Origin of the sequence: Pseudomonas sp. S150, from assembly GCF_004526365.1 — a bacterium.
Classification (GTDB): domain Bacteria; phylum Pseudomonadota; class Gammaproteobacteria; order Pseudomonadales; family Pseudomonadaceae; genus Aquipseudomonas; species Aquipseudomonas putida_A.
Map to the genome: position 1 here is coordinate 604369 of NZ_CP038207.1, position 18417 is coordinate 622785.

The 18417-nt window shown below is 60.1% G+C and carries 18 protein-coding genes; 6 read left to right on the forward strand and 12 right to left on the reverse strand.

Annotation, left to right across the window (positions count from 1 at the left end):
- Positions 1-11: 11 nt before the first annotated feature.
- Positions 12-2153, reverse strand: coding sequence for a catalase HPII (gene katE / locus E3Z29_RS02870; RefSeq protein ID WP_134785091.1), 2142 nt, complete (start codon positions 2151-2153; stop codon positions 12-14).
- 260 nt (positions 2154-2413) lie between these two features.
- Between katE and E3Z29_RS02875 the strand changes: the two genes are divergently transcribed.
- The 3 genes from E3Z29_RS02875 to E3Z29_RS02885 all read left to right on the forward strand — a co-directional run bounded on the left by E3Z29_RS02875 (position 2414) and on the right by E3Z29_RS02885 (position 4943).
- Complete coding sequence (locus E3Z29_RS02875; RefSeq protein ID WP_027610230.1) at positions 2414-3421, forward strand: methionine ABC transporter ATP-binding protein; 1008 nt, start codon at positions 2414-2416, stop codon at positions 3419-3421.
- Entirely contained in the window at positions 3421-4095 is a 675-nt protein-coding gene (locus E3Z29_RS02880; RefSeq protein WP_027610229.1) for a methionine ABC transporter permease, read from the forward strand. The genes E3Z29_RS02875 and E3Z29_RS02880 overlap by 1 nt, the downstream gene beginning before the upstream one ends.
- A gap of 77 nt (positions 4096-4172) precedes the next feature.
- On the forward strand, positions 4173-4943 hold the full coding sequence (locus E3Z29_RS02885; RefSeq protein WP_134785092.1) for a MetQ/NlpA family ABC transporter substrate-binding protein: 771 nt from the start codon (positions 4173-4175) through the stop codon (positions 4941-4943).
- Between the two features lie 286 nt (positions 4944-5229).
- Here the strand turns inward: E3Z29_RS02885 and E3Z29_RS02890 are convergent, their stop codons facing one another.
- From E3Z29_RS02890 to E3Z29_RS02910, 5 genes are read right to left on the reverse strand one after another with little or no spacing between them, the layout of a single operon-like run.
- On the reverse strand, positions 5230-5865 hold the full coding sequence (locus tag E3Z29_RS02890) for an SCO family protein (protein WP_007962772.1): 636 nt from the start codon (positions 5863-5865) through the stop codon (positions 5230-5232).
- The gene (gene cyoE / locus E3Z29_RS02895) at positions 5862-6761 is read right to left on the reverse strand and encodes a heme o synthase (protein ID WP_003220336.1); all 900 of its coding nucleotides are present in this window, start codon (positions 6759-6761) and stop codon (positions 5862-5864) included. The genes E3Z29_RS02890 and cyoE overlap by 4 nt, the downstream gene beginning before the upstream one ends.
- On the reverse strand, positions 6749-7828 hold the full coding sequence (locus E3Z29_RS02900; protein ID WP_134785093.1) for a heme A synthase: 1080 nt from the start codon (positions 7826-7828) through the stop codon (positions 6749-6751). Before E3Z29_RS02900 ends, cyoE begins: the two co-directional genes overlap by 13 nt.
- A gap of 10 nt (positions 7829-7838) precedes the next feature.
- Positions 7839-8432 (reverse strand): hypothetical protein, encoded by a 594-nt coding sequence (locus E3Z29_RS02905; RefSeq protein WP_134785094.1) that lies wholly within the window; start codon positions 8430-8432, stop codon positions 7839-7841.
- Positions 8398-9138 carry an SURF1 family protein gene (locus E3Z29_RS02910; protein WP_134785095.1) on the reverse strand — a complete coding sequence of 247 codons (741 nt, stop codon included), beginning with the start codon at positions 9136-9138 and terminating at the stop codon, positions 8398-8400. The genes E3Z29_RS02905 and E3Z29_RS02910 overlap by 35 nt, the downstream gene beginning before the upstream one ends.
- Before the next feature lie 70 nt (positions 9139-9208).
- Here E3Z29_RS02910 and E3Z29_RS02915 point away from each other — a divergent pair, with 70 nt between their 5' ends.
- Positions 9209-9412 (forward strand): twin transmembrane helix small protein, encoded by a 204-nt coding sequence (locus tag E3Z29_RS02915; protein WP_003220344.1) that lies wholly within the window; start codon positions 9209-9211, stop codon positions 9410-9412.
- Positions 9413-9419: 7 nt separating this feature from the next.
- Here E3Z29_RS02915 and E3Z29_RS02920 read toward each other — a convergent pair whose 3' ends face one another.
- The 4 genes from E3Z29_RS02920 to coxB form a co-directional block, all read right to left on the reverse strand.
- Positions 9420-10307, reverse strand: coding sequence for a cytochrome c oxidase subunit 3 (locus E3Z29_RS02920; RefSeq protein ID WP_134785096.1), 888 nt, complete (start codon positions 10305-10307; stop codon positions 9420-9422).
- A 25-nt stretch (positions 10308-10332) separates the two neighbouring features.
- Entirely contained in the window at positions 10333-10884 is a 552-nt protein-coding gene (locus E3Z29_RS02925; protein ID WP_003220348.1) for a cytochrome c oxidase assembly protein, read from the reverse strand.
- A 129-nt stretch (positions 10885-11013) separates the two neighbouring features.
- Positions 11014-12600 (reverse strand): cytochrome c oxidase subunit I, encoded by a 1587-nt coding sequence (gene ctaD, locus E3Z29_RS02930; protein ID WP_007962785.1) that lies wholly within the window; start codon positions 12598-12600, stop codon positions 11014-11016.
- Between the two features lie 82 nt (positions 12601-12682).
- The gene (gene coxB / locus E3Z29_RS02935) at positions 12683-13810 is read right to left on the reverse strand and encodes a cytochrome c oxidase subunit II (protein ID WP_027610220.1); all 1128 of its coding nucleotides are present in this window, start codon (positions 13808-13810) and stop codon (positions 12683-12685) included.
- 370 nt (positions 13811-14180) lie between these two features.
- Here coxB and E3Z29_RS02940 point away from each other — a divergent pair, with 370 nt between their 5' ends.
- On the forward strand, positions 14181-14813 hold the full coding sequence (locus tag E3Z29_RS02940) for a hypothetical protein (RefSeq protein WP_098966492.1): 633 nt from the start codon (positions 14181-14183) through the stop codon (positions 14811-14813).
- A gap of 138 nt (positions 14814-14951) precedes the next feature.
- Here E3Z29_RS02940 and E3Z29_RS02945 read toward each other — a convergent pair whose 3' ends face one another.
- A complete protein-coding gene (locus E3Z29_RS02945; protein WP_134785097.1) occupies positions 14952-16478 on the reverse strand; it encodes a SulP family inorganic anion transporter in 1527 nt (508 codons plus the stop codon).
- An 89-nt stretch (positions 16479-16567) separates the two neighbouring features.
- On the reverse strand, positions 16568-17299 hold the full coding sequence (locus E3Z29_RS02950) for a carbonic anhydrase (protein ID WP_098966495.1): 732 nt from the start codon (positions 17297-17299) through the stop codon (positions 16568-16570).
- 494 nt (positions 17300-17793) lie between these two features.
- On the opposite strand from E3Z29_RS02950, the gene E3Z29_RS02955 reads away from it, so the two are divergent.
- On the forward strand, positions 17794-18375 hold the full coding sequence (locus tag E3Z29_RS02955) for a hypothetical protein (protein WP_134785098.1): 582 nt from the start codon (positions 17794-17796) through the stop codon (positions 18373-18375).
- Positions 18376-18417: the final 42 nt, after the last annotated feature.

Sequence of the window (18417 nt, forward strand, 5' to 3'; positions counted from 1 at the left end):
CAGCCAAGAACTTAAGCTGGAATGGCTTTGGCCTTAGGCTCCCGCGCCCAGACCCGATGCTGCCCGATCGCCGCGAAGAACGGCTTGGTCAACCCCGGCACATCCTTGCCCTGCAGCAGTCCTGCATCCGCTTCCAGCTTCAGTAGATCCTGCAACTGCTTGGCCTCGCCGTGCAGCGCAATCGCCTTGAGGTGCTTGTAGGCTTCCAGCAGGTAATGCAGCGCCACGCCGTCGCCACTCAACGCCTTGATCGACGCCGCACCACCGGGCACGAACACCGCATCGAAGATCACTGAAGGCATACCTTCCATGGATGCGTCCACCGGCAGGGCTTTGCCGTCGGCAGTCTTCACCGGTGCCGAAGTCGGGCCGAGCAGCTTGGCGTGCGCACCTTCTGCTTCCAAGGCCTTTTTCATCGCATCAATCGCTGCACCATCGACGCCGTTAGCGGCAAGAATCGCCACTTTTCGGGTTTTGATGTCCTCTGGCAGCAGATTCGCCTGACTCAGCGCTGGCGAATGATCGAACGAGGTTTTACGCACCTCGACCGTGCCTTTGCTTGGCGCTGGCAATCCGAGGTTGGCCGCCACACGTTTGGCCAATTCCAGGTCGATGTTGGCGAGAATCTCGTTCACCTGCCGTGCACGGATGAACTCGCGTTCGACCTTGCCCAGCTCGAAGCTGTAGGCGGCAATAATGTGTTCCTTCTCGTGCTCACTCATGCTGTTGAAGAACAGCCGCGCCTGGGAGAAATGATCGCTGAACGACTCGCTACGCTGGCGGATTTTGTTCGCATCGATGCGTTCCGGGTAGCTCTCGAAGCCGCCGTCTTTAGCCGCCGGCGGGGTTTCCTTCGGCCAGCCGCCATCAATCGAGTTCGGCTCGTAGGACGCGCGCCCCTTGTCGATTACTGTGCGGTGCTGCGCGTCGCGCTGGCCGTTATGGAATGGCGCGACCGGGCGGTTGATCGGCAGCTCATGAAAGTTCGGCCCACCGAGTCGGCTGATTTGCGTGTCGGTGTAGGAAAACAGCCGGCCTTGCAGCAGAGGATCGTTGGAAAAGTCGATCCCCGGCACGATGTGGCCCGGGCAGAATGCGACCTGCTCGGTCTCGGCAAAGAAGTTGTCCGGGTTGCGGTTCAGGGTCATCTTGCCCAGCGGGGTGATCGGCACGATTTCTTCGGGGATCAGCTTGGTCGGGTCGAGGATGTCGAAATCGAAGTCGTGTTCGTTTTCCTCCTCGATGATCTGTACGCCCAGCTCCCATTCCGGGTAGTCGCCCATCTCGATGGCTTCCCAGAGGTCGCGACGGTGGTAGTCGGTGTCTTTACCGGCGAGCTTCTGCGCCTCGTCCCACACCAGCGAACAGGTGCCAGCGGTAGGGCGCCAGTGGAATTTGACGAAGCGCGATTTGCCCTCGGCGTTGACCAGGCGGAAGGTGTGTACGCCAAAGCCCTGCATGCTGCGCAGGCTTTTCGGGATCGCCCGGTCGGACATCGCCCAGATCACCATGTGCGCCGATTCCGGTACCAGCGAGACGAAGTCCCAGAACGTATCGTGGGCCGAGCCGCCGGTCGGGATCTCATTGTGCGGTTCGGGTTTTACCGCGTGGACAAAGTCGGGGAACTTGATCGCGTCCTGGATGAAGAACACTGGCATGTTGTTGCCGACCAGATCGAAGTTGCCCTCGTCGGTGAAGAACTTCACCGCGAAACCGCGCACGTCGCGCACGGTGTCACCGGAACCGCGCGGCCCCTGCACGGTGGAAAAACGTACGAACACCGGAGTCTTTTTCCCCGGATCCTGTAGGAAGCCGGCCTTGGTCAGTGTCGAATGGTTCTCGTAGGCCTGGAAGAAACCATGCGCGCCAGTGCCGCGCGCGTGAACGATGCGCTCTGGAATGCGTTCGTGGTCAAAGTGCGTGATTTTCTCACGCATGATGAAGTCTTCCAGCAACGACGGCCCGCGCGGGCCGGCCTTGAGGGTGTTCTGGTTATCGGCGACCTTCACCCCTTGGTTGGTACGCAGGGCCTGGCCGGTCGCGTCGGAGCGAAATTTCTCCAGGCTGTCGAGTTTGGCGTTGGTGTTGGCGCGATCCTTGGTATCGGTTCCGGCCAGCTGGCTTTTGTCGGTCGTAGGTTTCTTGCTGCTCATCAGACGTAAACTCCTCGGTTGACCCCTTTTCAACGGGGACTCTTGAGCGTTTCCGGGCACGGTTACCCAGGGTTTCAAGTCGCTTAACTAGTGACCAATGAGCGGGAACGGGCGTTCCTTTTTTATGACCTTTGATCTTGTTATTGCCAAATCGAAGGTTAATTGCGAAATAAATGCTAAGAACCTCTATACGGACAGGCTAAAATGCGCGCCCGGCTAACCGCTGATCCTTTTCTAACGCGCCCCACAAGGTTCGCTACGTGATCGAGTTTCAAAACGTCCACAAAACTTACCGCGTCGCCGGTAAGGACATCCCCGCCCTGCACCCGACCAGTCTTTCGATTGAAAACGGTCAGGTCTTCGGCCTGATTGGCCATTCCGGTGCGGGCAAAAGTACCCTGCTGCGTCTGATCAATCGCCTGGAGGATTCCAGCGGCGGCAAGATCATCGTCGACGGCGAAGAAGTCACCGCGCTGGACGCCAACGGCCTGCGCCGCTTCCGCCAGCAGGTCGGGATGATCTTCCAGCACTTCAACCTGCTCGCCTCCAAGACCGTGGCCGACAACGTTGCGCTGCCGCTGACCCTGGCCGGCGAACTGTCGAGCAGTGAAATCAATCAACGCGTCGCCGAGTTGCTGGCGCGGGTCGGTCTGTCTGATCACGCCAAAAAGTACCCGGCGCAGTTGTCCGGCGGCCAGAAACAGCGCGTCGGCATCGCCCGCGCCCTGGCGACCAAGCCGAAAATTCTGCTGTGCGACGAGGCCACCAGCGCCCTCGACCCGCAGACCACCGCGTCGGTTCTGCAACTGCTGGCCGAGATCAATCGTGAACTGAAGCTGACCATCGTCCTGATCACCCACGAGATGGACGTGATCCGTCGCGTCTGCGATCAGGTGGCAGTGATGGACGCAGGGGTGATCGTCGAGCAAGGTTCGGTGGCCGATGTGTTCCTGCATCCGCAGCACCCGACCACCAAGCGTTTCGTTCAGGAAAGCGAGCAGATCGACGAAAGCGAACAGCGCGATGACTTCGCTCACGTGCCGGGTCGCATCGTGCGTCTGACCTTCCAGGGCGAAGCGACCTACGCGCCGTTGCTCGGTACCGTTGCCCGGGAAACCGGGGTCGACTACAGCATCCTCGCCGGTCGCATCGACCGCATCAAAGACATTCCTTACGGGCAATTGACCCTCGCCGTCACCGGTGGCGACATGGAAGCGGCTTTCGCCCGCTTCACCGCCGCTGACGTTCATATGGAGGTGCTGCGTTAATGGAAATGCTCAAGGCTTTCTTCGAAAACATCGATTGGCTGGAAATCTGGCTGGCCACTGGCGACACCATGTTGATGCTCGGTGGTTCGCTGCTGTTCACCGTATTGCTCGGCCTGCCGTTGGGGGTGCTGCTGTTCCTCTGCAGCCCGCGTCAGTTGCTGGAAAACCGTGGCCTCTACGCCTTCATGTCGTTGGCGGTGAACATCCTGCGTTCGTTGCCGTTCATCATTCTGCTGATCGTGATGATCCCGTTCACCGTGCTGATCACCGGCACTTCGCTGGGCGTGGCCGGTGCGATTCCGCCGTTGGTGGTGGGTGCGACGCCGTTCTTCGCGCGTCTGGTAGAAACCGCCCTGCGTGAAGTCGATCGCGGCATCATCGAAGCCACCCAGTCGATGGGCGCGACCACCCGGCAGATCATCATGAACGCCTTGCTGCCGGAGGCCCGTCCGGGCATCTTCGCAGCGATTACGGTGACCGCGATTACTCTGGTGTCCTACACGGCAATGGCCGGTGTGGTCGGCGCCGGTGGTCTGGGTGACCTGGCGATCCGTTTCGGCTACCAGCGTTTCCAGACTGACGTGATGATCGTTACCGTGGTGTTGCTGCTGATTCTGGTACAAGTGCTGCAAATGGTCGGCGACCGACTGGTCGTGCATTTCTCGCGCAAATAACCGGTTTTTGTAATCAAGAGATGAGCCGGCCATTCGCTGGCAGGCGCCAGACGGGCGCCTCATAAGGAGTTAGCTGAATGAAAAAACTGATCGCTGCTTTCGCTGCCGTAGCCGCTTTTTCGGCCCACGCTGAAACCCTGACCGTTGCCGCCACCCCGGTGCCGCACGCGGAAATCCTCGAATTCGTGAAGCCGGCCCTGGCCAAAGAAGGCGTGGAGCTGAAGGTCAAGGTCTTCACCGACTACATTCAGCCGAACGTGCAGGTGGCTGAAAAGCGCCTGGACGCCAACTTCTTCCAGCACCAGCCGTACCTCGATGAGTTCAACAAGGCCAAGGGCACCAGCCTGGTGGCGGTGACCGGCGTGCATCTGGAGCCACTGGGCGCCTACTCGAACAAGATCAAGGATCTGAAGGACCTGCCAAGCGGCGCCAACGTGGTGATCCCGAACGATGCCACCAACGGCGGCCGTGCGCTGTTGCTGCTGGCCAAGGCTGGCCTGATCACCCTGAAGGATCCGACCAACATTCTGTCGACCCCGAAAGACATCGCGCAGAACCCGAAAGACCTGAAAATCCGTGAGCTGGAAGCCGCGACCATCCCGCGCGTGCTGACCCAGGTCGATCTGGCACTGATCAACACCAACTACGCGCTGGAAGCCAAACTCGATCCGTCCAAGGACGCGCTGGTGATCGAAGGCAACGACTCGCCGTACGTCAACATCCTGGTGTCCCGTGCGGACAACAAGGACAGCGACGCGATGCAGAAACTGGCGGCTGCGCTGCACAGCCCGGAAGTGAAGCAATTCATTACCGAGAAGTACAAAGGCGCGGTATTGCCGGCGTTCTGATACAGATAGCTGCAATGAAAAGGGGACGCCAATGGCGTCCCCTTTTTTGTGGCCGAGTGTTCGGTTTTGGACCTGCTGTGTATTCGCCCCTCACCCCAGCCCTCTCCCGGAGGGAGAGGGAGAGGGAGCCGACCGAGGTGTCTTGCGTTGTACGTCGACCTGAAAGATTGGGTCGATTATGGATTCGGCAAAGGACTTACAGGTCGGCGTATTGCGTCAGCATCCCTCGGTCAGTCCCCTCTCCCTACGGGAGAGGGTTAGGGTGAGGGGTGGCTTTTGATCTTGGCTATTTACGGTTGAGCATTACTGGCAGCTGCGCAACCAGTTTGGCGTTGTTCAACGGCGCCCGAATAAAACCGCGCTGCGTCCCATCCGGCCCGATCACCGCCAGATTGCCGCTATGGTCGACGGTGTAATTCGGTTTGCTGGTATCGGCCGGAATGAACGGAATGCTCACCGCATTCGCGACCTTCTGCAGCTCTTCGATCGATTTCGGCGTCAGGCCCACGAACTGTGGATCGAAGTAGCCCAGGTACTGCTTCAACTGCTGCGGGTTATCGCGGTTCGGATCGACGCTGACCAGCACGATCTGCAACTTATCCACCGCGTCTTTGGGCAATTCGCTCTTGATCTGGCGCAGTTGGGCGAGGGTGGTCGGGCAGATGTCCGGGCAGAAGGTGTAGCCGAAAAACAGCAGGCTCCACTTGCCTTTCAACTCGTCGATGGCGACCGGTTGGCCGTCCTGATTGGTCATGGTCACGCCCGGCAACGTGCGGCTCTGCGGCAGCAGGATGATACCGGCGTCGATCAGCGCGGTGGGGTCGCCCTGGCCCTTGCCACTCAGCACTTTGTTGACGGTCAGTCCCAGGATCAGCGCGATCACGGCGACGAGGATGAAGACGGTTTTCTGGGTTCGAGTCATAGGTTCAACAGTAAGTAGTGGTCTACGAGCAGGGCGATGAACAACAGGAACAAGTAATAAATAGAGTACTTGAAGGTGTTGATCGCCGCGTGCGGCCGAGTGCCACGGTACAGCACCACGGCCCATTGCAGAAACCTTGCGCCCAGCGCGAGGGCGCAGATGAGGTAGAGCACGCCGCTCATGTGGATCACGTACGGCAGCAGGCTCACCGCGAGCAGGGCGAAGGTGTACAGCAGAATATGCACCTTGGTGTAGTGCTCGCCGTGGGTTACCGGCAGCATCGGGATGTCGGCCTTGGCGTATTCCTCCTTGCGATGGATCGCCAGCGCCCAGAAGTGCGGCGGGGTCCAGGCGAAGATGATCAGCACCAGCAGCAACGGTTCGGCGCTGACATGGCCGGTGGCGGCGGTCCAGCCGAGCAGCGGAGGGGCGGCGCCGGCAAGACCGCCGATGACGATGTTCTGTGGCGTCGCGCGTTTGAGGAAGCCGGTGTAGATCACCGCGTAGCCGAGTAACGAAGCGAGGGTCAGCCATGCGGTCAGCGCATTGGTGAACGTCAGCAGCATCGCCTGCCCGAGCAGCGCCAGCACCAGCGCAAAGGTCAGCGCCGCTGCCGGTGAAACCCGGCCCTCGGCCAACGGCCGTTTGTGCGTGCGCGCCATCACCGCATCGATGCGCCGGTCGACCACATGGTTGACCGCCGCCGCGCCGCCGGCACACAACGCAATCCCCAGATTGCCGAACACCAGCACCGTCCACGGCACCCCGGCGCGGGTCGCGAGGAACATGCCGACCAGCGAGGTGATCAGCATCAGCACCACCACTTTCGGCTTGGTCAGCTCCAGATAGTCACGCCACAGCGCTTGCGCGGGACGTTCGCCGATCAGAAGCGCCATGGCGTTTCTCCTTTTATCGTGATGGGCGCAGCCGAATGTTTACGCGGGCTCAGACGCCAGCGCGCCAACATCGGCTGTTTGACCCGGACCAGACTGGTGCGCGCGTGGTAATTGACCAGCACCATGCTCAGCAGCAGCGCGGCGCCACCGGCGTTGTGGGCCACGGCCACCGGCAGTGGCAGATGGAACAACACGTTGCTGATGCCAAGGGTGATCTGTGCGCCGAGGGCAATGACGACTAGCCCGGCCAAACGCGTCATGCCGACAGCCCTGAGTTGCCAGGCCAGACCGAGCAGGACGATCGTCACCAGCAGCGCGCCGATGCGGTGAGTCAGGTGAATCGCCGTGCGCGCGTCGCTGTCGAGCTGACCGCCGAGATAATTGGGGCCGATATGCTGGGTCAGGTGAAAGCCGTTGGCGAAGTCCGCCGGTGGCAGCCATTGACCGTGGCAGGTCGGGAAGTCGATGCAGGCCACCGCCGCGTAGTTGGAACTGACCCAACCACCCAGTGCGATCTGGCCGATCACCAGTAACAGTCCCGCCGTTGCCCAATACTGCAAGCGCTTGGGCACGGTCAGTGCCGGCAGCACCCCGGACAATCGCAACGTCAGCAAAAACAACAGACTCAAGGTCGCAAAACCGCCGAGCAAATGCCCGGTGACCACTTGCGGCCAGAGCTTGAGCGTCACCGTCCACATACCGAACGCCGCCTGGGCGAAGACCACCGCCAGCAGAAACAGCGGCAATTTCAACGGCTGGCCCGGATGACGCCGATTGACCCAGGCGCGCCCGGCCAGAATCGATATGAGCATGCCGAGGGTGCCGGCGAAGTAGCGGTGGATCATCTCGTTCCAGCCCTTGTGCGCCACCACCGGAGAGTCGGGGTAATGCAGTTCGGCATGGGCCAGTTGGGCTTCGCTTTTCGGCACGCTGATAAAGCCGTAGCAGCCCGGCCAGTCCGGACAGCCGAGGCCGGCATGGGTCAGGCGGGTGTAGGCGCCGAGCAGCACGACGATCAGTGCCAGCAGGGTGGCAAACAGCGCGAGGCGAAATCCAGGTTTGGCCATGACGATGCCCTTATCCGATGTTCGACAGTTTCAGCAGGTGGCGCAGGTCGTTGAGCAGATCCTTGCCTTTGACACTCGGGTCGTAGCGCAGCACCAGGTTGCCGTGGGGGTCGATGATCCACAGCTGCGGCGTGGCCTTGTCGCCGGTGGCCTTGCTCAACGCTGCGCTGTCCAGCGGGTAGCGTTGCAGCTGCGGGTATTCGCGGGTCAGCTTGGCTTCGTAGTCGGCGCTCAGCGGCTGTGCAGCGGCGAGGGCGTGGCTGGCGCGCCCGGCATCGCGGCCGAGGCCGATCTGGATCTGCCGGGCGAGGTACACCAGTTGCTGGCAGTCCACCGCGCAATCCTTCGGCGCGGTCACCAGCATCTGCCAGCGCTGTTCGTCGGCCTGCACGCCGAGGTCGGCGCGGGTCTGGCCGTTGCCGATCAGTTCGCCGTGATAGCTGCGACCTTCCGGCACCCAGAACTGCAATTTGTACATGCCGGTGGCGAGAATCATTGGGCCGACCACGCCGAGCACAATCAGCAACAGCTGGATCCGTCCACGGCGGCGGGTAGCCGGGGTTTTCGCCTCAGACATGCTGGGTGGATTCATGGCCGTTCCCATGGGTTTTCTCCTTTGCGTTGTGCAATCCAAGGTAGAGGTAGAGGCCGAGCAGGGCGGTGGCCATGGCGAACCACTGCACGGCGTATCCAAGGTGTTTTTCCGGGCCCATGGCGACGACCGGCCAGTCGGCCTCATAGCTGGCGGGGCCGGGTTCGGCACGAAGTTCGTAGGCGAAGCCGTCGCGTTCGAGGGTTTTCCACAGCTTCGACGGCTCGACGGCGGTGATCGTTTGCGGCCAGGTGCTGCTGGCCGGGTCGGCGTGCAACTGGAAGGTCGCGCCGGGGGCGACGTAGACCCAGGCATCCAGGTTGACCGCGTCGGTGGGGGTTGCGAATTGCGGCGTCACCCGGCGATCCGGCCATGGCAGCCAGCCGCGATTGACCAGCAGCCACTGGCCGGTGGCCCGATCCTGAAACGGCTGCAGCAGCTCGATACCGACCTTGCCGTTGCGCTGGCGGTTGTCGAGCAGCAGGCTGTGGGCGCCATCGAACTGGCCGTACAGATGCACACGGCGAAAGGCCGGGTCGGCGCTGTGCAGCAATTCGCTGCTGGCCATCGGCTCGGCGGCGCGGCGCTCGGCGTAAGTGGCGAGCAGGGCGGTTTTCTCCGCCCCCCGGCCCAGTTGCCAGAAACCCAGCGACACCAGCAGCGGCAGCAGCAGCGCCACCACCACGGTCGGTATCACGCCCGGACGGAAGCGCTTCATGGCCGCGCCATAAAGTCAGTCGTCGCGCTCGCTATACTCAACTGCATCGCCTGTCCCCCGGAGTCTTCCCATGCTCAAAGCAGCCATCGTCCTGCTGCTGATTGCCACGGTGATCAGCCTGTTCAGCGGCCTGTTTTTCCTGGTCAAGGACGACAGCAGCTCCAATCGCCTGGTGATCGCCTTGAGTGTTCGGGTGGCACTGGCCGCTGCCACCGTCGGCTTGATCGCCTGGGGCTTCTACAGCGGCCAACTGGTGTCGCACGCGCCTTGGTAATCAGTGCTCAGAGCACGTAAACGAAGACGAACAAACCGATCCACACCACATCGACGAAGTGCCAATACCAGCTCGCCGCCTCGAAGCCGAACTGATGCTCGGCATCGAAATGGCCCTTCATGATGCGCATCAGCATCACGAACAGAATGATCGTGCCGATGGTCACGTGGGCGCCGTGGAAACCGGTGAGCATGAAGAACGTCGCGCCGTAAATGCCCGAACCCAGCGTCAAACCCAGTTCGTGATAGGCGTGCATGTACTCCTCGGCCTGCAACGCGAGGAAGCCGCAGCCCAGCAGCACGGTGATCGCCAGCCAGATTTTCAGCGCACCGCGATGGCCTTTTTTCAAGGCGTGGTGGGCGATGGTGATGGTCACGCTGGAGCTGACCAGCAGGATCGTGTTGATCAGCGGCAGGCCCCACGGACTGATGACTTCCTTGGGTGGCGGGAACAGTTTCGGATCCGGCGTGTGCAGCAGCGGCCAGGTGAACTGGAAGTTCGGCCAGAGCATGTGCGCGATGCCTTTCGGGCCTTCGCCGCCCAGCGCCGGGCCGGAGATGTGCCGCACGTAAAACAGCGCACCGAAGAAGGCGACGAAGAACATCACCTCGGAGAAGATGAACCAACTCATGCCCCAGCGGAACGAGCGGTCGAGCTGCGGACTGTACAGCCCGGCACGACTTTCCTTGATCACCGCCCCGAACCAGCCGAACAGCATGTACGCCAGCAGCAGCCCGCCGACGAAGAAGATGTACGGGCCGTGGGATTCCGGGCGCGCTGCCTTCAGATCGTTGAACCAGGTCGCCAGGCCGTACACGGTGATGACCATGCCGAAGGTGGCGATGATCGGCCATTTGCTCTGGGCCGGGACGTAATAGTGCTCATGAGTTGCCATTTATTGTTCTCCTTATCGGGCACGCTTAACCGCCAGTGTTTGCAGCCACCGGAGGATGTCGGGCGGTGATATCGAACAGCGTGTAGGACAGCGTCAGGTGCTTCACGTCCTTGGGCATGTCGCGGTCAATGATGAAACGCATCGGCATCTCGATCTGCTGACCGGGCTGCAGCACCTGCTGGGTAAAGCAAAAGCATTCGGTCTTGTGGAAATACGCCGCCGCTTCGCTGGGTGCGATACTCGGCACGGCCTGGGCGCTCATCGGTTTGTCGGTGGGGTTGCGGGCGACGAAGATCATCTCGTTTACGCCGCCAGGATGGGTCACCAGTTCCTCACCCTTGGGGTAGAACTCCCACGGCATGTCGGCGTTGTTCATCGACAGAAACTGCACGCGCACTTGCCGCGAGTTATCCACCACCTGCTCACCCTCGTACTGCCCGGCGGTTTTGCCATTGATGCCGAAGGCCTTGCACATCACGTCGTAGATCGGCACCAAGGCAAAGCCGAAGACAAACATTGCCACCACCACGCCGAGCAGACGGGTGACCAGTTTTTTCAGCGAGATCGAGTCAGCCATGTTTGTCAGCCTCCACCGAGATCCCCTGTGGGAGCGGGCTTGCTCGCGAATGCAATTCATCATTCAACCCATGAGTGGAATGATCTGACGCATTCGGGAGCAAGCCCCCTCCCACAAAGGCAAGGCGTTTCATTTCACTTCCGGCGGCGTGGTAAAGGTGTGATACGGCGCCGGTGACGGCACGCTCCACTCCAGACCTTCGGCGCCGTCCCACGGTTTGGCCGGCGCTGGCGGGCCGCCGCGAATGGTCTTGATCACGATGAACAGGAAGAAGATCTGCGTAGCGCCGAACATGAATGCGCCGATCGAGGAAACCATGTTGAAGTCGGCGAACTGCAGGTTGTAGTCCGGAATCCGTCGCGGCATCCCCGCCAATCCCACGAAGTGCATCGGGAAGAAGGTCAGGTTCATGCCGACGAACGACAGCCAGAAGTGCAGCTTGCCGAGGGTTTCGTCGTACATGTGCCCGGTCCACTTCGGCAGCCAGTAATAAGCCGAAGCGAAGATCCCGAAGATCGCCCCCGGCACCAGCACGTAGTGAAAGTGCGCGACCACGAAGTAGGTGTCCTGGTACTGGAAGTCCGCCGGGGCGATGGCCAGCATCAATCCGGAGAAACCGCCGATCGAGAACAGGATCACGAACGCCACGGCAAACAGCATCGGCGTCTCGAAGGTCAGCGACCCCTGCCACATGGTGCTGGCCCAGTTGAACACCTTCACCCCGGTCGGCACGGCGATGAGCATGGTCGCGTACATGAAGAACAACTCGCCCACCAGTGGGATGCCGACCACGAACATGTGGTGCGCCCAGACGATGAACGACAGGAACGCGATGCTCGCCGTCGCATAGACCATCGAGGTGTAGCCGAACAGCGGCTTGCGCGAGAAGGTCGGGATGATCTGGCTGACGGCGCCGAAGGCCGGCAGGATCATGATGTACACCTCGGGGTGGCCGAAGAACCAGAATACGTGCTGGAACAGCACCGGGTCACCGCCACCGGCGGCACTGAAGAAACTCGTGCCGAAGTGGATGTCCATCAGCATCATCGTCACGCACCCGGCCAGTACCGGCATCACCGCGATCAGCAGGAACGCGGTGATCAGCCAGGTCCAGACGAACAGCGGCATTTTCATCAGGGTCATGCCGGGGGCGCGCAGGTTGAGGATGGTGGCGATCACGTTGATCGCGCCCATGATCGAACTGATCCCCATCAGGTGGATGGCGAAGATGAAGTAGGTGACGCTTTCCGGCGCATAAGTCGTGGACAGCGGCGCATAGAACGTCCAGCCGAAGTTCGGCCCGCCACCGGCGGTGAACAGGGTCGAGACCAGCAGCAGGAACGCCGCCGGCAGCAGCCAGAAGCTGAAGTTGTTCATCCGTGGCAGGGCCATGTCCGGCGCGCCGATCATCAACGGGATCATCCAGTTGGCGAGGCCGACGAACGCCGGCATCACCGCGCCGAAGACCATCACCAGGCCGTGCATGGTGGTCATCTGGTTGAAGAACGCCGGTTCGACGATCTGCAGCCCGGGCTGGAACAGCTCGGCGCGGATCACCATGGCGAACGTGCCGCCGAGCAGGAACATGCAGAACGCAAACCACAGGTACAGCGTACCGATGTCCTTGTGGTTGGTGGTCAGCACCCAACGCATCAGGCCTTTGGCGGGGCCGTGGGCGTGGTCGGCATGACCGTGGTCATCGATTACAGCGCTCATGGCCGGTCTCCTTTACGTGAGTGGACGGGGCGGGCCGGGGCGCATTGCCCCGACCGATTCACGAAGTTCGCGATAGACCGGCTCATTTGCTTTCCGCCTGTTTGAGCTCCAGCACTTCTTTTGGCGTGACCATGTCGCCCTTGTTGTTGCCCCAGGCGTTACGTTCGTAGGTCACCACCGCTGCGATATCGACTTCCGACAACTGCTTGCCGAACGCTGCCATGGCGGTGCCGGGTTTGCCGAAGTACACGCGGTGCAGGTGGTCGGCTTTCGGCCCGGTGGCAATCGGTGAGCCCTTGAGCGCCGGGAACATCGGCGGCAGGCCCTGGCCTTCGGCCTGGTGACAGGCCACGCAAGTGGTGTGATAAATCTTGTCGCCGCGTTCCTTGAGTTCGTCGAGGGTCCATTCCTTGCTGGTCAGCTCCTTGAGCTGCGCGGCTTCGGCTTTGCGGTCGGCAAGCCATTTGTCGTAGTCGGCCTTCTCTTTGACGTCGACCACGATCGGCATGAAGCCGTGATCCTTGCCGCACAACTCGGCGCACTGGCCACGGTAGAGGCCGGGCTTGTCGATGCGGGTCCAGGCTTCGTTGACGAATCCCGGGATCGCATCGCGCTTGACCGCGAAGGCCGGCACCCACCAGGAGTGGATAACGTCGGCGGAGGTCACGAGGAAGCGCACCTTGGCGCCGACCGGCAGCACCAGCGGCTTGTCCACTTCGAGCAGGTAGTGCTCGCCCTTGGCTTCCTTGTTGTGGATCTGTTCGGCGGGGGTGGCCAGGTTGCTGAAGAACTCGACATCCTGACCCAGGTATTTGTAGTGCCACTTCCACTGATAGCCGGTGATCTGGATATCGATATCCGGCTCACTGGTGTCGTACATGCGGATCAGGGTGGCGGTCGCCGGAACGGCCATCGCTACCAGGATCAGCAGCGGCACGACCGTCCAGAGAATCTCGACGGTGGTACTTTCGTGGAATTTTGCGGCGACCTGCCCGGTCGAGCGGCGATGCACGATCATCGACCAGAACATGGCGCCGAAGACGATGATCCCGATCACCACACAGATCCAGAAAATGGTCATGTGCAGGTCGAATACTGCGTGACTGATTTCAGTCGCTCCAGGCGCCATATTCACAGTCCAGGCCGCTTGAGCCGGGCTGAAAATCGACCACAACAGGAGGCCCATCCAGACGTGTGGATGTCGCATCATTGCGGGTTCCCCTTATCGTTCTTGTTATCCCGTAGGCGCAACGCCTTCGGCAAGGGAGCGGCTGCATCAGACTACGAACTTGAATCGCCGGGCCTTGCTGCGTGGGCAGTCGGGCGTCATCAGCTAACTCCATTCAATGGCGAGTATAGACAGCCATCGGGAATTGCAATGTCGACGCGTAAATGATCTGAAACAGCCGGGGCTTGCGCTCAAGGGTACGAATGGAGAAGGATGCAGACGAGTGGTGGCGAACCGATATAACGCTGCTGCATCAAGGATGAAATAATTATGACAAATGCGTCTTAGCATTTTTCGTAAGCCAGCTAAGTTATGTCTTCCCTATTTCATTGCCTTGTTCCCTGGAGTTTTCATGAACACCGCCGCATTGCGCGAGCAGATCCAAAAAGCCCGACAAACCGAAAACGAAACCGGACGGCTCAAGCGTCAGCTGGAAGCCAAGTTGCCTCATCTGCATTCGGCCATTCAATTGCCGGACGCTAACCGCGAAGACGCGTTGACGAGTTTTGTCACCGCCTATATCGATGAAGTACCAGACATGCTGGACGCAGCCAATGAAGTTGCCAGGGAAGCGGGAATCGAGTCGCAGATCAAGCCGGTGCTGAAAATCGCCGAGCAGTACTTCCTCCAGCCGCCGGTCGGCCTGGACAGCCTGCTGGACGAAGCCTATCTGGCGCACCGCTTTGTTGAAGAGGTCAACGACCTGTACATCAAACACCTCGGCCAGCCATTGATCCCCTTGGACATGACGGTCGCCAACCTGATTGCTCACCAATTGCTCGGTGAGAAATTTGCCAATCAACTGGACGAAGTGGTGCATCACGCCATCGACGAGATGCTCGACGACGATAGTTTTGCGCTGGAATCGGTAGAGGCCTACCGCGACAAACTGATCAGCCCGGATACCGGTGCTGCGTGGAAGCGCTGGCCGTGCATGGGCCGTCGCCTGGGTGTGGGCCTGGAGCTGGATCAGCCAGCCGCCTGATTCAAAGCCCGGTACAAATCCCAATTGTGGGAGGGGGCTTGCTCCCGAAGGCGGTGGGTCAGTCAATATCAATATCGACTGATCCATCGCCTTCGGGAGCAAGCCCCCTCCCACAGGGGTTCTTTGCAAGCGGGGGATTTAACCAGCCGCACCGATCCCGGTGTTAGTCCGAACCCTACCTTCAAGCCGTCGCTTCAACCCGCGCGACTCAATCAACAGCTTCGACCCCTTGGCCGCATTCGCCCGGCCCCACTCTTCCAGTAACTCCAGACACGAATGGTCGATGTAGCTCAGGTTATTGAGCGGCACGTGCACCGTCGTGCCCGCCGGAATGCTCCCCAGCACCTGAGTCAGCGCCGGTACCTTGAGGAAGGTCGCCGCGCCGACCAGACGCAATTCCATCTCACCGTCCTGCGACAGATCGATCAGGCTGATCTTCAATCGCGAAGCCTTGAACGCCAGTTTCAACATCGTCAAACCGAAACCGATCAACACACCGGTCAGCAGGTCGGTGAAGATGATCGCCAGCGCCGTGGCGGCATAGGTGAACATCGGCATCCGCCCGTAACGGCCCAGACCACGAAAGGCCTTGAGGTCCACCAGTTTGAACCCGGTGTACACCAATACGCCTGCCAGGCTCGCCACCGGAATGCTTTGCAGCACGCTCGACAGCAACAGCACGAACGCCAGTAGCCACAGACCATGGAAGATCGTCGAGTAACGGGTGGTTGCACCGGCCTGGACGTTGGCCGAGCTGCGCACGATCACCCCGGTCATCGGCAGCGCACCGAGCAGACCGCAGAGCATGTTGCCGACACCTTGCGCCGACAGCTCACGGTCGAAATCCGAGCGCACGCCGTTGTGCATGCGATCCACCGCAGCAGCGGACAACAACGTTTCGGCGCTGGCGATGAACGCCACGGCAAAAGCCGCAATCAGCAGGGTTGGATCAGCGAGGCTGAGCAAGTCCGCCGGTTTCAGCCAGTCGATGGCTTCGGCGAGGTTCTCCGGTACCTCAACCCGTTTGACCTGCAACGCCAGCAACAGGCTGGCCCCGGTCGCCAGGCCAACACCGAGCAGCGCACCGGGAATGAAGCGCAGCGAATGCGGGCGAAATTTCTCCCACAGCCACATCACCGCAATGGTCGCCAACCCGAGCAAGCCGGCCTGCCAGCCGAACGACGGCAAGGCCTGCGCCACCGCTCCGGGGAACGCCGTCAGGTTATCCAGCCCGGACGGTTGCGGCTTGGCATCGAGCATCACATGCACTTGCGAGAGCACGATCAACACGCCGATCCCGGCGAGCATGCCGTAGACCACCGCTGGCGCCGTGACCCGAAACCAGCACCCGAGCTTCAGGCGCCCGGCCACCAGTTGCAGGAAACCCGCTAGCAACAGAATCGGCCCGAGCATCTCGATCCCGTGCTGGCGCACCAGCTCGAACACCAACACCGCCAGACCGGCCGCCGGCCCGCTGACCTGCAATGGCGAGCCTGCCAGCCAACCCACCACCAGACCGCCGATGATCCCGGTGATCAGACCTTTGGCCGGCGGCAACCCGGAAGCGATCGCAATGCCCATGCACAACGGCAGCGCGACCAGAAACACAACCACCGAAGCCAGCAGCTCCCGTGGCAACACCGCTTTCAATTGAGCAGCACGCATGATGACTCTCCCGAAGCTTTCTTCAGGCGTGGCGAAGCCGGGCCGCTGAACAGCGGCCGGCGTCATGCCACACAGATTTTTAGGAGGATTTAGAAGCGCGCTTTGGGCGTCGCCACCGGAATCGGATGGCTGCCGTCGAGCGGCAGGAAGCGTCCCTGATCCGCGTCGTAAGCCTTGATTTCGCTGGTTTCGATGTTGTAGACCCAGCCATGGATGAACAGTTGACCGTTCGCCATGCGTGAGGCTACCGAAGGATGGGTACGCAAGTGCTGCAGTTGGGCGATGACGTTCTCCTCGGTGAGGATCGGCATGCTTTCTTTTTCGTCGGTGCAGTTACAGTTTTCGTGCACCATGGTTTTTGCCACTTCGGCGTGGCGCAACCAGGCTTTGACCGTCGGCATTTTTTCCAGGCTGTCCGGATTGAGCACTGCGCGCATGGCACCGCAATCGGAGTGGCCGCAGATGATGATGTGTTGCACGCCCAGCGCCAGCACCGCGTATTCGATGGCAGTGGAAACGCCACCGTTCATCTGGCCGTAAGGCGGCACGACGTTGCCGACGTTACGGGTCACGAACAGATCGCCTGGCGAACTCTGGGTGATCAGCTCGGGCACGATGCGCGAGTCGGCGCAGGTGATGAACATCGCCCGTGGCGATTGCGCCGTGGCGAGTTTCTTGAAGAGTTCTTCCTGCTGCGGGAAGACCTCATGATGAAAATGCAAAAAGCCGTCAACGATCGTTCGCAGCGCTGCATCGGCGGATTCCGCCCCAGGGACGGCTTGCGCCGACGCAGCCAACGGCTGTTTATCCTTGTCACTCATGATTCATCCTCTTTGGCGGATTCGGGGAGTCGTTCCCGTGTATTCCGGTATGAAGCCAGTGGCTGTTTAAAACATCCGGGCCATCCCGACCCGTCAGTCACTCGATGAACAAGGTAGCTGCCGAAACTTAACTCAAACTGAATCAAGCGCTCTAGAACGTGTGTTCCAGGTCACAAAAAACGTGACTGGCGTGTTTCGACGCAAGGATTCCAACCCTCAACCATAAGCCGATTGTCGCTGAATCAACGACATGTGGCGACCCGGCGGACAGAAGGCTGCGCGATCAAGCTGAAGAATTTTTTATCTATGTCATTTGATAATGAGGAGGAAGTTAGTATTAGTTGGCTTGAGTCTCATGTTAGTTGTTCTGTTTGTAGTCGACTTTATTATTTTGAAATGACTAAGTTGTTGTGGCTCAATCGTTTTATTCCTATAGTTTTTTGGGCGGGCATAATTGGTGTGTCCGTCTAATTAATTATTCAAGGATTGAAAAGATGACAACTCAAACTACTTTTGTTACTACCATGAATGCACTGCGCGAATTTCATAAGGCAAGTTGCGATCATACGCCTGGGGCGCGCCGCCAAGTTCTGGCCAAACCGGTTTATCCAACCGTTTCTGCGCTCACTTCGCTGACCCCGGAAGAAGCCGCGGCAGTTGAAGGCTTGAAAGAAGATTCGCAAAGAAACGGTGCCGTTAACACCAATGAAATTCAGAATCAGATCACCGCGGACACCGAGCGGTTCAAGGAAAGCGGTGGTGGTGACGCTGCCAGCGAGGAGTTCAGGAAGCGTATGGAGGAGAAGCGTGCAGCGCAGAAAGAATCTTCCAACAAAATGATCGATGATATGTTCGATAAGGCTATTGATATTGGTGAAAAGTATCCGGCGACTCAGGGGGCAATCCTTTCTGTGTCGGACCAGATCATGGCGTTTTTCAGCAAGTTATACAACGAGATCTATTTCTGGGTCAGCAATATTGTTGAGCAGTTTGTCGAGTGGGTGAAAAACGCTTTGGAAAACATCAAGAATACCGCCCGCCGCATCGTCGACTGGATCAGTAACTGGTTCAAGTAACAGCTTCTCCGAAGCCAGTAGTTCTAAATAATCGCTTGATGG

Bases quoted from the DNA above. Each gene is read 5' to 3' on its own strand.
- katE (WP_134785091.1), bottom strand. From the start codon at position 2,153: ATGAGCAGCAAGAAACCTACGACCGACAAAAGCCAGCTGGCCGGAACC.
- E3Z29_RS02880 (WP_027610229.1), top strand. From the start codon at position 3,421: ATGGAAATGCTCAAGGCTTTCTTCGAAAACATCGATTGGCTGGAAATC.
- E3Z29_RS02885 (WP_134785092.1), top strand. From the start codon at position 4,173: ATGAAAAAACTGATCGCTGCTTTCGCTGCCGTAGCCGCTTTTTCGGCC.
- E3Z29_RS02890 (WP_007962772.1), bottom strand. From the start codon at position 5,865: ATGACTCGAACCCAGAAAACCGTCTTCATCCTCGTCGCCGTGATCGCG.
- cyoE (WP_003220336.1), bottom strand. From the start codon at position 6,761: ATGGCGCTTCTGATCGGCGAACGTCCCGCGCAAGCGCTGTGGCGTGAC.
- E3Z29_RS02900 (WP_134785093.1), bottom strand. From the start codon at position 7,828: ATGGCCAAACCTGGATTTCGCCTCGCGCTGTTTGCCACCCTGCTGGCA.
- E3Z29_RS02905 (WP_134785094.1), bottom strand. From the start codon at position 8,432: ATGGGAACGGCCATGAATCCACCCAGCATGTCTGAGGCGAAAACCCCG.
- E3Z29_RS02910 (WP_134785095.1), bottom strand. From the start codon at position 9,138: ATGAAGCGCTTCCGTCCGGGCGTGATACCGACCGTGGTGGTGGCGCTG.
- E3Z29_RS02915 (WP_003220344.1), top strand. From the start codon at position 9,209: ATGCTCAAAGCAGCCATCGTCCTGCTGCTGATTGCCACGGTGATCAGC.
- E3Z29_RS02920 (WP_134785096.1), bottom strand. From the start codon at position 10,307: ATGGCAACTCATGAGCACTATTACGTCCCGGCCCAGAGCAAATGGCCG.
- E3Z29_RS02925 (WP_003220348.1), bottom strand. From the start codon at position 10,884: ATGGCTGACTCGATCTCGCTGAAAAAACTGGTCACCCGTCTGCTCGGC.
- ctaD (WP_007962785.1), bottom strand. From the start codon at position 12,600: ATGAGCGCTGTAATCGATGACCACGGTCATGCCGACCACGCCCACGGC.
- coxB (WP_027610220.1), bottom strand. From the start codon at position 13,810: ATGATGCGACATCCACACGTCTGGATGGGCCTCCTGTTGTGGTCGATT.
- E3Z29_RS02940 (WP_098966492.1), top strand. From the start codon at position 14,181: ATGAACACCGCCGCATTGCGCGAGCAGATCCAAAAAGCCCGACAAACC.
- E3Z29_RS02945 (WP_134785097.1), bottom strand. From the start codon at position 16,478: ATGCGTGCTGCTCAATTGAAAGCGGTGTTGCCACGGGAGCTGCTGGCT.
- E3Z29_RS02950 (WP_098966495.1), bottom strand. From the start codon at position 17,299: ATGAGTGACAAGGATAAACAGCCGTTGGCTGCGTCGGCGCAAGCCGTC.
- E3Z29_RS02955 (WP_134785098.1), top strand. From the start codon at position 17,794: ATGACAACTCAAACTACTTTTGTTACTACCATGAATGCACTGCGCGAA.